Annotated in this window: 14 protein-coding genes, 3 tRNA genes and 1 pseudogene; 13 read left to right on the top strand and 5 right to left on the bottom strand. The window is 43.8% G+C overall.

Annotation, left to right across the window (positions count from 1 at the left end):
- Position 1 precedes the first annotated feature (1 nt).
- Both QZZ22_RS11810 and lonB read right to left on the bottom strand, forming a co-directional pair.
- Positions 2-1,333, bottom strand: coding sequence for a TldD/PmbA family protein (locus QZZ22_RS11810; protein WP_292465117.1), 1,332 nt, complete (start codon positions 1,331-1,333; stop codon positions 2-4).
- A gap of 30 nt (positions 1,334-1,363) precedes the next feature.
- On the bottom strand, positions 1,364-3,265 hold the full coding sequence (gene lonB / locus QZZ22_RS11805) for an ATP-dependent protease LonB (protein WP_292465115.1): 1,902 nt from the start codon (positions 3,263-3,265) through the stop codon (positions 1,364-1,366).
- A gap of 176 nt (positions 3,266-3,441) precedes the next feature.
- Between lonB and QZZ22_RS11800 the strand changes: the two genes are divergently transcribed.
- From QZZ22_RS11800 to QZZ22_RS11760, 9 genes are all read left to right on the top strand, one after another.
- Complete coding sequence (locus QZZ22_RS11800; RefSeq protein WP_292465112.1) at positions 3,442-3,888, top strand: hypothetical protein; 447 nt, start codon at positions 3,442-3,444, stop codon at positions 3,886-3,888.
- A 377-nt stretch (positions 3,889-4,265) separates the two neighbouring features.
- A tRNA-Val gene (locus tag QZZ22_RS11795) sits at positions 4,266-4,342 on the top strand.
- A 65-nt stretch (positions 4,343-4,407) separates the two neighbouring features.
- Positions 4,408-4,481, top strand: a tRNA-Phe gene (locus QZZ22_RS11790).
- Between the two features lie 22 nt (positions 4,482-4,503).
- Positions 4,504-4,575, top strand: a tRNA-Gly gene (locus QZZ22_RS11785).
- Positions 4,576-4,806: 231 nt separating this feature from the next.
- Complete coding sequence (locus QZZ22_RS11780) at positions 4,807-4,998, top strand: MM0924 family protein (protein ID WP_292465109.1); 192 nt, start codon at positions 4,807-4,809, stop codon at positions 4,996-4,998.
- 750 nt (positions 4,999-5,748) lie between these two features.
- Positions 5,749-6,372, top strand: a complete 624-nt coding sequence (locus tag QZZ22_RS11775; protein WP_292465106.1) for a ferric reductase — start codon at positions 5,749-5,751, stop codon at positions 6,370-6,372.
- Positions 6,373-6,487: 115 nt separating this feature from the next.
- The gene (locus QZZ22_RS11770) at positions 6,488-7,177 is read left to right on the top strand and encodes a DUF1538 domain-containing protein (RefSeq protein WP_292465104.1); all 690 of its coding nucleotides are present in this window, start codon (positions 6,488-6,490) and stop codon (positions 7,175-7,177) included.
- A 14-nt stretch (positions 7,178-7,191) separates the two neighbouring features.
- Positions 7,192-7,899 carry a DUF1538 domain-containing protein gene (locus tag QZZ22_RS11765; RefSeq protein ID WP_292465564.1) on the top strand — a complete coding sequence of 236 codons (708 nt, stop codon included), beginning with the start codon at positions 7,192-7,194 and terminating at the stop codon, positions 7,897-7,899.
- Complete coding sequence (locus QZZ22_RS11760) at positions 7,892-8,290, top strand: P-II family nitrogen regulator (RefSeq protein WP_292465102.1); 399 nt, start codon at positions 7,892-7,894, stop codon at positions 8,288-8,290. Before QZZ22_RS11765 ends, QZZ22_RS11760 begins: the two co-directional genes overlap by 8 nt.
- 130 nt (positions 8,291-8,420) lie before the next feature.
- On the opposite strand, the gene QZZ22_RS11755 is transcribed toward QZZ22_RS11760, so the two are convergent.
- Both QZZ22_RS11755 and QZZ22_RS11750 read right to left on the bottom strand, forming a co-directional pair.
- Positions 8,421-9,161 carry a hypothetical protein gene (locus QZZ22_RS11755; protein WP_292465100.1) on the bottom strand — a complete coding sequence of 247 codons (741 nt, stop codon included), beginning with the start codon at positions 9,159-9,161 and terminating at the stop codon, positions 8,421-8,423.
- Between the two features lie 202 nt (positions 9,162-9,363).
- Complete coding sequence (locus QZZ22_RS11750; RefSeq protein WP_292465099.1) at positions 9,364-9,576, bottom strand: hypothetical protein; 213 nt, start codon at positions 9,574-9,576, stop codon at positions 9,364-9,366.
- 179 nt (positions 9,577-9,755) lie between these two features.
- On the opposite strand from QZZ22_RS11750, the gene QZZ22_RS11745 reads away from it, so the two are divergent.
- Positions 9,756-12,404, top strand: coding sequence for an HAD-IC family P-type ATPase (locus QZZ22_RS11745; RefSeq protein WP_292465097.1), 2,649 nt, complete (start codon positions 9,756-9,758; stop codon positions 12,402-12,404).
- Positions 12,405-12,456: 52 nt separating this feature from the next.
- On the opposite strand, the gene QZZ22_RS11740 is transcribed toward QZZ22_RS11745, so the two are convergent.
- Positions 12,457-12,972, bottom strand: a complete 516-nt coding sequence (locus QZZ22_RS11740; RefSeq protein ID WP_292465096.1) for an NYN domain-containing protein — start codon at positions 12,970-12,972, stop codon at positions 12,457-12,459.
- 302 nt (positions 12,973-13,274) lie between these two features.
- On the opposite strand from QZZ22_RS11740, the gene QZZ22_RS11735 reads away from it, so the two are divergent.
- From QZZ22_RS11735 to QZZ22_RS11725, 3 genes and pseudogenes are all read left to right on the top strand, one after another.
- Positions 13,275-14,261, top strand: a complete 987-nt coding sequence (locus QZZ22_RS11735) for an EamA family transporter (protein ID WP_292465094.1) — start codon at positions 13,275-13,277, stop codon at positions 14,259-14,261.
- A 282-nt stretch (positions 14,262-14,543) separates the two neighbouring features.
- On the top strand, positions 14,544-15,038 hold the full coding sequence (locus tag QZZ22_RS11730) for a hypothetical protein (protein ID WP_292465091.1): 495 nt from the start codon (positions 14,544-14,546) through the stop codon (positions 15,036-15,038).
- 143 nt (positions 15,039-15,181) lie between these two features.
- Positions 15,182-15,621, top strand: a pseudogene (locus QZZ22_RS11725) (RNA-guided endonuclease TnpB family protein); the annotation flags it as partial.

Here is a 15,621-nt window from a genome sequence, read left to right as displayed (position 1 = left end):
ATCAGGCACCACCCACCAGGGCCTCGGAGACCATGAGGTGAGGTGAGCCGTCTGTCACAGGCACCAGCTGTCCGCCCTTACCACACCTGCCGGAGGTGAGGGTAAGGTCATTACCGACCATCCTTACATTATTCAGTATCTCAAGGGTTTTTCCTGAGAGTGAAACATCCCTTATCAGGGTTGTAAGTTGTCCGTTCTCAATAATGTAACCCTTTTCAGCGTTAAACTGGAACACACCTTCGCCAGTGTTAACCTGTCCGCCCCTGGAACCTATGAGATATACTCCGTTCTTGATCTCTTCAAGCATTTCATCAAAGTTGGATTTGCCATTGTCTATGTAGGTATTACTCATCCTGACAATGGGTTTTGCGTGGCCCTGAGCCCTGCAGTGACCGGGCTCTCCTCCAAGCTTTGCAGCTGTCTCCCTGGAGTGCAGGTAGGAATTGAATACTCCATCCTTGATGAGGACGGTCTTCCCGGACTGTGTTCCCTCATCGTCAAATGGGAAAAAACCATACTCATGCAATGTAGGATCGTCTATAATATTGATCAGGGGGGAAGCTATCTGCTGTCCCAGCCTGTTCTCAAGTATGGAGCTACCCTCAAGCACAAGATCGGCTTCGGAAGCATGACCAACAGCCTCATGCGCGAATACGCCTGCAAGCTCCGGGTCCAGTATGACGGGTAGATTTCCTCCTTTTGCAGGCTTTGCATCAAGCAGCTGCAGTGCTGTGTTTGCTGCTGCCTCTGCAAGTGCGAAAGCATCATGCTTTTCAAAAATCTCATATCCGGTAACACCGAACCTGCTCTCTCTCCCTGCCTGGTACATGCCCTCTCTGGATGCGACAGCACTGATGGCAAAGCCGGTTCTGATAAGTTCATATTCTCCCTCGATTCCTGTGGAATCAGTGTATAGTACTTTGTAAGATGATTCACTGTATACAGCACTAGTGCTGGAGATGCCCTCAATTTTTGCCCTTGCACCAATTTCCTTCAGAAGCCCGACCTTCTCTTCGAGGGAAACGTCTCTCGGGTCAAGACTTACCTTTGGCATATTCCTGGCAACAGGCTTTGAGATATCGAACATCTCTACCTTTTCCTGGTGTGACCTCTCATCCATTCCGACAGCGAGCTCTGAAGCCGCACCAATCGCTTTGCTAAGGTCAAAGTCCCCGTCTACTGAAGTATATCCCCATGAACCTCCACTCAGGGCACGCACACCGGCTCCCTTTGTATAATTCTCGGATACTTCTTTTATGGCACCGTTATCGAGGACTATCGACGTTGTTGTCCCCTCAATGATCTTTGCATCGAAAAAGTCGACTCTGTACATTGTATACTCCCAAAATAGTAAGGTCCCTGTTCATGCAGGGACCACATCTGGCATATCCAGATTCAATCTAAAGTTAGTTATGTTCTGAAGCTTTTCCATGATACGGTTCTTCTCAGGTCCTACCAGGCTGTGCTCAATTACTTCTATAATGTTCGTTACAGCCACTATCTGTATCTTATCCCTATATGCTTCCTCTATCAGCACATCATCTTCATTGGCTTTGGGGATAATAACCTTCTTTATTCCTGCCTGTGCAGCTGCTTCGATCTTATAGGTCACGCCACCTATCGGCAAGACATCCCCGCGCACGGAAAGCGAGCCAGTCATCGCAACAGACTGATCGATAGGTATACCTTCAATTGCAGATATGACGGCAGTTGCTATTGATATTGAAGCACTGTCACCTTCTACACCTTCATAGGTCCCTATAAATTGTATGTGGATGTCATGGTTGATGATGCTTTTCCCGGTGATGTTCTTGATGACCGCGGATACGTTCTGGACTGCTTCCTTTGCAATGTCCTTGAGCATCCCCGTTGCAATGACACGACCTTCGGAACTGGACTGGGAAGGCGTCACTTCAGCTATTATGGGTAATACTATACCTGAATCGCCTCCAAGGACAGCAAGCCCGTTAACCCGTCCGATAGCTCCTCCTTTCTTCTTGAAGAGCTGATAGTCCTTCTTGCGCTCAAGGTAACTGTCTGCAAGCTGCTGCTCTATGGACCTAGCCATCTTCTTAGCTGCAAGCACATGCTTTGAAGTAACAATGGCCACATTTTCGGAGTGTGCAATATCCCCGGCAACCCTTACAAGTCCTCCGAGATCACGCAACTTAAGTGTGAGGTGACCTTTTCTTCCTGCCCTCCTCTGGGCTTCGCGTATCACTTCGTCAACCGCGCTTTTATCAAAGGGTGGTATATGGCCGTCTCTCATGACTTCCTGTGCAACGAATCTCACAAGGTTCTTGCGGTTTTCCGGATTATCCTCCATGGATTCGCGCATGAACAATTCGTAGCCGTAGCCTTTAATACGGGAACGCAGAGCAGGATGCATCTTTTCCATAGCATCCAGGTTACCTGCTGCGACCATAATGAAGTCACAGGGAACCGGTTCTGTCTTAACGAGTGCTCCTGAACTCCTCTCTGACTGACCGGTAATGGGGTACTCTTTTTCCTGAAGTGCTGTCAGCAGGCTCTGCTGGGATTCAATGCTCAGAGTGTTGATCTCATCAATGAAGAGCACACCCTTATGGGCTTTGTGGATATCTCCGCTCTCTACCCTGTCATGGGCTGGGGTCTCAAGACCTCCCGACTGGAAAGGATCATGCCTGACATCGCCAAGCAGAGCGCCTGCGTGGGTTCCTGTCGCATCCATGAAAGAAGCATGCTCTTTTTGATAATTTGATACTATCATTTTTGGTATCATCATATCGTCTTTTGGGAGGAGTTGACGCGTAAGCAACAATATCAGTATGGCAGCAATGATGCCCCATAGTAACTGGCCGACATAGAATGAGTATATGACGATACCAAAGACCAGTATCATCATTAACATGTTCCTGGACTGCACTTTCTTCTGCGCTTCCATTTTGTGGGCCATGACAATTTCCCTGCCTTTTCCGGCGGGAACTAGTCTTATCTTGGGGTTATTATTGTCCTCAGGGTTCGGATATGCAAGTATATCCTGAAGCTCCTCTTTTGGCAAAAGCTCTGCCATGGCCTTGGCCAGCAGGGACTTACCAGTACCAGGGCTTCCGATCATCATTACATGTCTTCTCTGGCTGGCTGCTTTTTTAACAACCTCTACTGCGTGTTCCTGCCCTATGATCTGGTCGATCAGGAGCTTGGGGACATCAATGGAGTCTGTAGTATCAAAAGTATCACCATAGAGCCCTCTCTCATCGCCAGAAATAGTTATTTCATTCTCCATAGTTTACTCACAAGTTTCTAGTTTGTTCACTGAAGTACGTACAAAATATATACTTGACGGTTTTTAAGTAATTTGTAAATCACATTATATCAAAGTACCTCAAACTAAAACCAACATTTATTAATGCTGACTCCGTATAAGAATCTGCTTATTGAAAAAGATATGTCAGGTAGATTATGAAACAAGCGCTGTTGTTCTTACTTATATTGATAGTTGCAATTCTTTCTTTATCCGTGACCGGATATGCCCTTAATGACGAAGGACAGTATATACATCTCACGCAGATGGACATAAGGTTTGAAGGCGCTGATGCACAAGTAACCTTTTTTTATGAACTTGACATGTTCTCGAGGGTTTATGTATTCCTTCTTGGCAGTTATACTCTCCAGCCAACGATCGAGAATGTCCTTTTCGATTTTGAGAATATAGAGGTTCGGGAGATCGGCAGGAATCATGCAGTTGTTCACGTCAGCAATATCTCCCGTCAGAACTCTGAGTATTATCTACACGATTCACGTGCACTTGGAGCAAAAGTGGACATGCTGACAATGATATATCCTGACGGTTCTTCAAGGAGTGTGCCGGGTGCCACAGCAACTCCTTATACATTCTATGGCGGATGAGCCGCCCGCCGTACTTCTCTGGTGTATGCCATTTCGGTTGAATTATGTCATCTATCGGGAAATCAAACAATTCGAACCTCTGGGAATCACATCCAACAGGTGAGTTATTAATCTTTGTTTGTACTTTAAAGCCCATATTATGCATGAAAACAGTTTTAAGTCCATTTAAGGGTTAAATTTGCAAATATATCTGTTTATATCGTCTTTAGCATAGTGCACCATTAATGTATAGGTTAATATCAGGCATATCAACCCAAAACCTTTATCAACAATAATGCATTATGAGGGATGCTGTTAGGCGCCTGATGCTTGCGGTAATATGCAATGCATCAACCGAAATCATAAGGAATGCTTGTACGGCAAAACAAAAACAGCATGGGCTCGTGGTCTAGCCGGTCATGACGTCGCCTTGACATGGCGGAGGTCCTGAGTTCGAATCTCAGCGGGCCCACCAGAATTCTCTAGCAGGATTCGAAAAATATAAATGCAAAAACATCTATTAGGTGCAAGAACACTCAAGCCCAGGTAGCTCAGTTCGGGAGAGCGCTGCCCTGAAGAGGCAGTTGTCCCCGGTTCAAATCCGGGTCTGGGCACCTATAAGTAAGTAGTCACTGAACATCAGTAGTGTAGCGGTCATCACCTGGCGTTGCCAACGCTAGAACCCGGGTTCGAATCCCGGCTGATGTACTTCCTTTTTTTACTTTGAATCAAAATATCTTTTTGTTTCTTTATTCTTTTTGTTAACTGATAGTTTATTCGGTTCCAATTTATCATTCCCGGTTTCATTGTCAGGTATATGATGTGGCCCACGCATGCACCTGATAAAGTATAAGTAAAATAAAATCCCCTTTTTAAGAAGGAACGCTTTTATGGTATAATTTATGCCAGGATTCGTTCTTAGTGAGGGAGGGGATAGAAGTGAAGCAATCTTTTATTGAAAAGTATTACATGCAGAAGGAAGTTGAGATCGATATCCTGGGAGAGGACAACTACCGGGGCATAGTTGCGGAATGTAATGATGGAGTCCTTAGTCTGAAGTGGGATATAAATAAGGAAGGTTATACTCATATAGAGATAGATGCTATCAAAGCAATCTGGCTGCAGCTATAATAAGCGATTTTGCTTTCGGCATTTCCCTGTCATTGGGCTACTTTAATGACTCTAACAGTGGTTTTTCCGAGTTACCGATCGCATATAGTAAGGTAAAGAGGCACCGGAAATCCAAAATCATTTTTAGTTTTTCATCCTGTTTTTCCAAGAGAATTACAGATATTCAGGATATGTGTTATCTAATTATAGTGCAATATTGTCGATAGGAATCGTCTATATATTTTTCAACTCTATATGTTGTTTATATCGGTTTTATTTATATCAGAGGGGACCATAGAAGACACGGGGTTGGTACAAAAGAACAGTACTGGTAGTCTTTTACAGACTGCCTGTTAAAGTTGCATCTTGTAGGGAGTGTGATGCAGCTATTCATTAAAAGCCAACTCGATCAACAGGAGTGGAGGTGCGAACAAGTGGAAGTTTTGATAAACTGTCCCAGATGTGGCATGCGATTATTTGCTGCGGAAAGAGGCGTTCAGCACTGCAAAGAATGCGGATATTGGACTAAGAAAGTATGGCTTTACGCTTAATTGAGGCTGTAAGGTGTTTCTCCTTCTTCTTTTTCTAGAAGAAGTAGCAGCCCTTCTTAAGACCTGGTGTGATGTCGTCTCCTACAACCCGAAAAAACACAACGTATACCCTTATATTTTTTCACTTTGTCCATCAGGTGAATGTATCATAAGCGTGAGAAGTGTCGTGAAACTACTGAACCGGTTAAGTTCATATTACTTAAATGTAAAAATGATACATATGAAGTATGAACGGGAGCTCATAGTTTCCTTTTTGGTGGTAGTGGCAGGAATAATACTTTTTTTCTTGTTCCAGGAAAGAGATACAGCGATCAGGATGACAGTAAGGGCAGCAGGCCTTCTGGGGTATTTCTTCATCTTCCTTGCAATACTGTCATCTGAATACATGATCCAGATGAAAAAGGTCTTTGGCAGACCATTTATGAATATCCATCATCATTTTGCAAGGATAGGAGTTATTCTGATACTGGCCCATCCGATATTTATTGCCTATCAGTTCGGCTTAAGTGTGTTTTTACCTGTCTTCTATCCAGTCATGGAGTTCCTGATGCTTGCAGGAAGACTGGCTCTCTATCTTTTCATAATCGCAGTTCTGGCAGGTGTCTACAGAAAAAGGATACCTAAAAAATGGAAGGACATCCACGCATTGAATTACCTGGGATTCGTGCTCGTTTTCTTCCATGCATGGCTTATCGGTACAGATCTTCAATATGGATTGATGCAGATCATCTGGCTAGCTATGGCCCTAATTGTTGTTGCTGTCTTTGTTCACAAACATATCATGCCAACCCCTGTCAGGAAGAAGAATGCAGGAAAGGGCAAACAGGAAAAAAAGCAGGAATGAAAGCAATACACTAGTACCTGCTAATTATCTAATAGCAATACTCATGTAGTATTGTTCCTATTTACCTTTTAGGCTTCGCTCTGCCGCTGCCCTGTTCCACGGGGGGATATTCTACATGATACAGGATTTCAAAGAAACATTCAGGGAAGTAGTCCAGGCTGTATTGCCCTTGACAGCAGCTGTGCTCCTGATCATGCTGGTCATTGGCCTCAATTCCGCTATGTTCCTCTCCTTCTTTACAGGAGCTATAATGGTTATAGCAGGCATGGTCTTTTTCCTCATGGGTGTCAAGCTGGGAATGTTGCCTATCGGAGAATCCATCGGCTCCGAACTTCCAAAGCACAATTCTTTGATCTTCATTGTAGGGGTCGCCTTTCTACTCTCTTTCATGGCGACACTTGCAGAACCTGATGTAAGGGTGCTGAGCACAATGATAGATTCGGTTTCCGAGAATGGTATTTCCCGTAATGTATTGATTCTGTCCATTGCTCTGGGGGTAGGTTTCTTTGTATCAGTTTCCATGCTCAGGATAGTCTATGGCGTCCCGATAAAGTACTTGATGACAGCGGGTTATCTGATAGTTATTATGCTATCCTTTTTCACGAAACCCGAATATCTTGCAATAGCTTTTGATGCCGGAGGTGTGACCACAGGTCCTATGACCGTGCCTGTGATCCTGGCACTGGGTATAGGTGTAGTGTCAGTGCTGGGAGAAAAATCCGAGCTGTCTGAAGGCTTCGGCCTGATAGGCCTTGCTTCAATCGGTCCAATACTAAGCGTAATGCTGATGGGGGTGCTCGCTTGAGTCATAGCCAAAGCTTGCTATCTATATCTGTTGAGGTTCTGCAGGCTTTGCTGCCCCTGATTGTATTTTTCATAATATTCCAGTTACTCTACCTTAAGTTTCCCTCTTCCCAGCTTGCAAAGCTCTTTTTGGGCATATCGATGACAGCTCTTGGAATGATATTGTTCCTTTATGGTGTTTACAATGGTTTCTTTCCGGTAGGAACAGAGATAGGCAGCTTTTTCGGGAAAATGGAGCATCAATGGCTCATGATACCTGTTGGCTTCTTCCTTGGCTTCCTTGCCACCTTTGCAGAGCCGGCTGTAAGGGTACTATGCTATCAGATAGAGAAATCATCCAGTGGTTACATAAGGTCAAAACTGATGCTTTACACACTGTCAATAAGTGTAGCGGTTTTTGTTTCCATAGGAATGGCCAAACTGGTTTATGGAATTCCTTTCCTTTACATTATTGTACCTGGCTATCTTCTTGCTATAGCGCTGATGTGGCTTTCGGATAAGGATTTCATAGCAATTGCTTTTGACGCTGGAGGAGTGGCTACAGGTCCAATGGCCGTCACTTTCCTCATGTCGATGGCCGTTGGTGTGGCATCAGCCCAGGAGGGCAGAGATCCCATAATTGATGGTTTCGGCATGATAGCACTAATAGCGCTTGCACCCATCATCTTTGTAATGCTTTTAGGCGTATATATACGATATATAGGAGGTAAGGATAATGTCTAATGAAAATGATCTGGTCCTGATAGTGACAATAGTAAAAAAAGGGTGGGGTGACAAGGTTGTAAAAGCATCCCGTAAAGCAGGAGCCAGAGGAGGAACAATTATCTTTGGACGTGGCACGGGTGTGCATGAGAACAAAAGTCTTCTTGGTATGCTGATAGAACCGGAAAAAGAGATTGTTCTCACTTTAACGGAATCTGCAAATGCTGACAGCATAATTGAATTCATCAGTAAGGATGTAGGTCTAGACAAACCCGGGTACGGTCTGGGATTCGTAGTCCCCCTTGAAAGAGTGTTCGGAACTGCTCATATCTTATGTGATTTGCATCAGCAGTGTGATCTCCATCCACCTTTAGCAGAAGAGGGGTTCGGTAAAGATCAGGATAAAATGTAAAAAGCGATTCTCTTTTGATTTCTGGTTGAGGTAGGAGGTGCATGTACTTATTAAACTATTTTAGTAAATACTGTCCGAGTAGATAAGTGTTTTTAAAACAACAAAAATAAAAAAAGAGAAATCCACATAACTAAGATACTATCGGTGAGGCGTTTGTATCGAAGGGGTTTGTCCTCATTGCAAGGGAGAACAAATATGGATAGTTGTTCTTTAGATATCGCATGTAATATAACCATTCAAGTGTTATCTTCACATACACTCGCTTTATATCACCCTCAAGGTGCCTCATATCTGTATTCGGAAGACATGAGAGTTCATTTCTGCAAGTGAACTCTTCGGTCATGTGGAAAACTGCTCTTAGAAGTTCTGTGAATGTTTCATGCTCAAGCAGGTTCGGGTTTTCCAGAAGGCGAAGGAGAAAATCTCTTTTACTCACCATGAATCCGGCCAGCTCCTGCAGATCTATCTTTTCGATATCGATCATGTAGTCGTAATTTTTCATAGACTTAACAACAGATCTGAACTCGGCCTCATTCCAGTTGTTATCCACGATGAACTCCTTTCTGATGGTATCAAGCTTGGGATCTGCATCGGATATGACTGTGAGTAATTTTGTTCCCACCTCGCTGAAAAAGGTCCCGATGACCATATTCATTTTTTCCATCTTTTTCTTCTTTTCCATTTCGGTCAGCAGGTGATGGATAACCAGTGATACCATCAGTACTTCAATGGGAACAAATGCTATGTCTCCTATAAGGAATATGAGGAGATGGTGCAAATCCTGAAATATCATATAATGGATATAGTAGAATATAATTGACAGAACCAGCAGGATTATCCCCAGGATCGCATAATTGTAGCGCTGTTTCATGTTTCATCCTCAATCTATTTTTTGTAGCTTAGTATTCGTTTTCTATTTCTGTCACTAACAGTTCTACTTTCCGGTATTCTATCAATATTATTCTTATCATCTGTTGAGAACGCTCTTCTTGGATTTTGTTTATCAAAGAGAGCACGTTCCATTACCGGATTTCAAAGATACTTTCAATAAGGCACGCAATAATTTCCGTTTTTCATTTCCACCCAAAATAGAATACTCCCATTACCCCCCAAAACAGTGTCAGGATAGCTGCCAGAATAAGCACAGGGACCGGGCCAAGGTAGAATATAAGGGGTACAGAAGCTGCTGTAAATACTCCGCCGCCGACAATTGGCTCAAATAAGAGTTGCTTATAGCCAAATCCTTCAACGGCAGAGGATTTGTTTTCCAGATCTGCTATTCTCATTGGCAGGAGACCACTGGCAGTCATTCCCATGGACTGTCCGAAATTACCTATGCTCCTCTCAAACTTGCATGTGCGACTTAAACACTCATGCCCTTTTATATTTTTACCGCCCTCTGATATGGAAAAGTCAGAGGGTCACAACAGCAAGTTATTTATCTTTGGGGCCATCTCTTTGTTATATGGCAGAAGAGCAGTGGTGCAGTATCCCTTCGGAAGATGCTTTTACGGTGTTCAACAGTCATCCTGAAGGCTTAAGTCAGGAAGAGGCTGAGATCAGACTTGCACGGGATGGATATAATGAAGTATCATCGAAACAGGAGCATGGTCCTGTTTATCGTTTCTCCAAACAGTTTGCAAGCCCCCTGATATATCTGCTCATCATAGCTGCTGTCATCACTTTTTTTCTGGAACTTTATATTGACGCTATTGTCATCCTGCTTGTTGTCCTGGCAAATGCAATAATTGGCTTTGTACAGGAAGGCAAAGCTCAGAATGCTCTTGAGGCCCTTTCAAAGTTACTAATCCCTGAAGCAAGGGTCCTTAGAGGTGGTATGAGCACTGTGCTTCCAAGCCGGGAACTTGTAGTCGGAGACGTGGTATTGCTGGAAGCAGGGGACAGAGTGCCTGCTGATATGCGCCTCTTTTATGTCAAGAACCTGAGGGCAGATGAGTCCATATTGACCGGAGAATCTGTTCCGGTGGAAAAAAGCACTGATGCTATTGATACTGGATGTGCCTCCTTTGGGGATCAGAAAAATATTTCCTTTGCAGGCACCCTGATCAACCAGGGCCAGGGCCGGGGTATCGTGGTAGCCACAGGCAATACGACCCAGATAGGTAAGATATCGGAGTTCATCAGGGAGAGCAAGGAGATATCCACTCCACTACTGCGAAAAATATCGCGCATGAGTGTGGTCCTATCTGTCGTGATCGTGTCCATAGCGGCGCTCACTTTTGCAATAGGCTTGTTGAGAGGTATTGAAAATATCGAGACGTTATTCATGGCTTCTGTAAGCCTTGCCGTTGCGGCAATTCCTGAAGGTTTGCCTGCGGTCATTACTATATCCATGGCTATAGGCGTAAACCGGATGGCTGCAAAGAATACTATCATCCGGACAGTTCCAGCGGTCGAGACACTTGGCAGCGCCACTGTCATCTGTACCGATAAGACTGGTACTCTCACAAGGAATCAGATGACTGTGACCCAGGTGTATTCGGCAGGTAAACTGTATGAGGTTACAGGCACTGGATACATACCTGAAGGTGAGTTCCTGCTGAACGGTTCCAGAACTGACCCGGAAACTGATAAAGCTCTCATGGAAACGCTCAAAGCGGGTGCTCTGTGTAATGACGCCTCTTTTCGGGGTGTGGATAATATCGATGGCGATCCCACCGAAGGTGCGCTGCTCATATCCGGCCTGAAAGCCGGGAAATTCTATCTTCCGCGGGAAGATATTGTGCCGTTTGAGCCGGAAGAGAGATTCATGGCTACATTGCATAAGAAAGATGACGGTTCAAAGGTAATTTACGTGAAAGGTTCCCCTGAAAAAATTCTCAGTCTGTGTGTTTCTCAGTTTGACGGAGAGCGCACAGGTCCTGTAGATACACAAGGTGTCGTTCAGGCATCCGAAAAGATGGCCTCGGATGCACTGAGGGTGCTGGGCATGGCATACCGTGATGTTCCTGCAGATGTGGAAAGAATAGAAGTTGGGGATATCAGGGAACTTGTATTTGTTGGTCTGCAGGGCATGATGGATCCTCCAAGGGACGGAGTAACGGAGGCTATAGGGAACTGTAAACTGGCAGGTATCAGAGTTATAATGATCACAGGGGATCACCTGAGCACAGCCTATGCAATCGCCACTAAGATAGGCATCGAAACGGAGGGTGCTCTTTCTGGAAAAGATATAGAGGAAATGTCCGATGAGCATCTGGGCCAACGCTTAAGTTCAGTCTCTGTGTTTGCACGGACTTCTCCAGGGGATAAATTAAGGATAGTTAAGATTCTCAAGGAGATGGGAGAGGTGGTCGCAGTCACCGGCGATGGTATCAATGATGCCCCGGCTCTCAAAACAGCCGACATTGGTATCGCTATGGGGCTCACAGGCACTGAGGTTGCAAAAGAAGCTTCCGATATGGTATTGGCCGATGACAATTTCTCCTCTATAGTGTCGGCTGTCGAGGAAGGCAGGGATGTCTATAACAAAATACAGAAAATACTGCTATGGACACTACCCACAAACGGCGGGCAAGGTCTCTCAATAGTGCTAGCGGTACTTCTGGGACTCACTTTGCCCCTGGTGCCACTGCAGATATTATGGCTCAACACAGTCACAGCAATAGGCCTTGGTGTTCCCATAACCATGGAGCCAAAGGAAAGGGGTATACTGAAAAGGCCTCCAAGGCCCTCTCGTGAGCCTATACTCATCCCACTGATCAAGAGAAGGGTCATATTTGTATCTCTGCTTATCGTTGCAGGTGCATACCTGACCTTTTTCATGAAGCTGGAGAATGGCGGGAGCCTGGATGCAGCACGTACTGTTGCACTGAACACCATAGTGTTCTTCCAGATATTCTATCTCTTTAACTCCAAGTCCCTGCATGAGTATGTGTTCAGGGACCTGTTGTCAAATAAGACCATGCTGCTGGGTATTGTAATTGTGCTGTTACTGCAGATGTTGATCACATACCAGCCTGCCATTAACATCATATTTTCCACGGCACCTATTCTGGCAGGCGACTGGTTGATGATAGTACTTGTGTCCAGCACAGTGTTCTTCCTGATAGAGTTTGAGAAATATCTCTATAAAAAAGGATATCTCTCTTAAGCAAAAGGTCCTTCAACAAGAAATGAGATGAGCCATTCCAGTGGGAATTGGCTTATTTCCTGCGCAGGAAACTCTCATCGATTGGATAATATTCTGTTGCAGAGTTGATAAGCTCTGAAGCCGTGTTCCTTTCGAAGGAGTACACTTCAACACGCACACCGGAAGCTTTCAGATGGTTCACAAGGGCCGTAAAGTCACCATCTCCACTTACGAGTGCCACAGTATCTATTTTATGGGAAATGGATATTGCATCGATTGCAATTCCCATATCCCAATCACCTTTAGTAGAGCCGTCAGGGCGTATCTTCAATTGCTTTGTCCTGACTTCCCAGCCTATGCTTTTTAGCAAATACTTGAATCCGGACTGATCCACCTCTTCGGTCTCGACAAGGTAAGCTATTGCCCTTACAAGCGGCCTGCCCTTGAGTACGGCAGCCAGTAGTTTTTCATAGTCCAGCCTGCTGTCGTAATAGTTATTCCTGGCAGAATAGAACATGTTCTGTACGTCTGCAAATACAGCCATTCTTTGGTTCTTAAATGGAGCACCTCCGTTTTGAGAAACATACATAATTTAACTCCGATATTATCTAGATAATATATCTTATTATTAGTCTCTGTAATATATAAGAACATTCTATTCAGATTTGCTGGAGTATCGAAAATAGTATTTACACCCCCTTATTTCCACTGGAAAATACATATATTTCCTTAATTTTATTATAAACTTAAAATTATATTTAATAATGTTTGATTTTGCAGCGATTATTTCCTGGAATTATCTGGCAGGTTTATCGGCATCAATATCTGTATCTATATATTTTATCATACAGTACTTATTTAAATGTATATTGTATTACATCGCCCATCGATATGGAACTTAAAAACGGCCGCCATTCTTACATTGAACTGATCATCGCGTGTACTATATTCGGTTCAAGCGGCGTCTTCCTGAAACATATTCAGGGGATGGAAGTAAGTTCCATTATCTTTTACAGACTCCTGTTCGGTTTCTCATTACTGTTGGTGTATCTGCTCGTAACGAAAAGGTATGATGTTTTCCGGCTGGATAAAAAGAAGCGGTATATGTTTCTTATAGGTGTGTTCAATGTAATCACAGCGTACTCATATTTCAGATCGATTGGTTATGTCGGGCTTTCCACTGCTGTTCTTCTGCTCTATACCGCTCCTGTCTATGTGACACTCCTGTCCCCTGTTTTCCTGCGGGAGAAGATCACCAGACGCGGATTGATGTCACTTTTCCTGTCACTTATAGGCATTATGCTGGTAGTGATGCCAGTGGATGGATTTTTTGGAAGTGGCAATCATCTTCTGATGGGATTGCTATTCGGGTTTATATCTGGTCTTTCCTACAGTGGAACCATAATGACAGTCAGCTATCTTAAAACGGATTATTCCGGTACATCACAGCTATTCTGGTCAGCGCTTATCAGCTTGCTGATATTGCTGCCATTTGGCAGCAAGGTGCCGGGAGAGATCCTTGAAGTGAATCTTCTTTCTCTGATCATATTCGGTATTGTGACAACGGCGTTTGCATCCCTTCTCTATCTTAACAGCGCTGCAAAGATACCGGCTCAGACCGTAAGCGTGCTGGCTTTACTTGAGCCGGTCAGCGGTATAATCTTTGGTTCTCTCTTCCTGCATGAGCCAATTATTATGAAAACGGTCCAGGGATGTCTGCTCATACTTATAGGGGCTTCCATTATGGTTCTGGATATCAGGTCAATGCCAATGCAATTGTATGGAATGAGACACCCTTTTATGTCACTTCATGCTGCAATGCGAGTAAGGGTACTGGATATTCCCCGTATTATTTTTATGTGGCTCTTCGGTAAATAGAACTCCTGCGATACCTGAGATTAACAGTACATTCATATCCTTGAAGTTAAAAAATATCTATAAGGATAGAGATAAGGGACAAGGTTGATTTCAGTGAAGCATTGGATTGCAAAAGGCAAGGCGGAAAGCTGTAAGAAAGGTTTTACAAATGTCGTTTTAAAGCTAACCGGAATGAGGCACAGTTTTAGTCCTCTCATTCTTCGGGAACCTAACTCTTTTTACCGGGAATGTTTACAACAGGAAATTAACCATATGGATTTTAAAACCAGGCTCGAATCCTTGATGGCTGGACTAAATCCGCGACTCAGAAAACGGGCGGAGAATTACGATATCAGTAACAGATGCATTGATGCCCTGCTGACCGATATCCAGGAAGATCTGCTGTACCAGTTTGAGCGGTGGACAAACAATGAGTATCTTTCTTTTGTTGAAATGAAATATAAATGTCTGCTCAGTGAGGTTGATCCGGATCACCGGGAAAGCTTGCTAAAGTTTGAGAAAACGATCTCTGCTATGGAAAGTATTGACAGCACCCACATGGGAGGATTGATCTTAAGTGTCTTGGGGAATAATTGCAGCAGTGAAGAACAGAAACTACTAAAAGGACTTCATCAGTTTGAGTCCTGCATGGAACTCTCCCCTAACCGTTATAGCAACAAGGGCTCCTTTGACGGCCTATATCTTAATTCTGCCAAAAGCATAAAGGTGTTTCTGATGGCCGGTAATCCATGGGAAGATATCTACACCATCCTTCAACATCAATTCACGATGAATTAAGGAAGGATGCCTGTAACTTCAGTTGCAGGAGGAATTCCGTTAACTACAACGATCTAGCCTTTCTTTTAGATCTGAACCAGAATACTTTCAGTCTACTTACTGTACTTTAAAGTCATATGTATCCATATATTTTATGTGATAGCATGCTCCTAACAATAAAAAGTAAATTAGTAACCACTCAGGAACAACATGACCAGTTACTGAGAACAATGGAATCCTTCAATGAAGCATGCAATTACATTTCAGATTTCGCATACCACAAGCAAATATTCAGTAAATACCAATTGCAGAAACATCTCTACTATGAGATCAGAGAAAAATTCTCGTTATCCTCTCAGTTAGCTGTCAGGGCACTTGCAAAAGTAGCTGAAAGCTACAAAGTTGACAAAAAAGTACCCCATCAATTCCAATCACGTGGAGCTGTTGTTTACGATCAGAGGATACTGTCCATAAACAATGATATGGCTTCAATCCTTACATTGGACGGCAGGATCAAAACCGGAATAAAGTACAGGAAAGGTCAGACCGTCGACAGAATAAATGGCCAGACCGATCTCATATACAAAAACAAGAAATTCTATCT

Source organism: Methanolobus sp. (assembly GCF_016278365.1).
GTDB lineage: Archaea > Halobacteriota > Methanosarcinia > Methanosarcinales > Methanosarcinaceae > Methanolobus.
The sequence above is the reverse complement of the archived record's forward strand: the minus strand, read 5'-3'. Positions and strand labels throughout refer to the sequence as shown.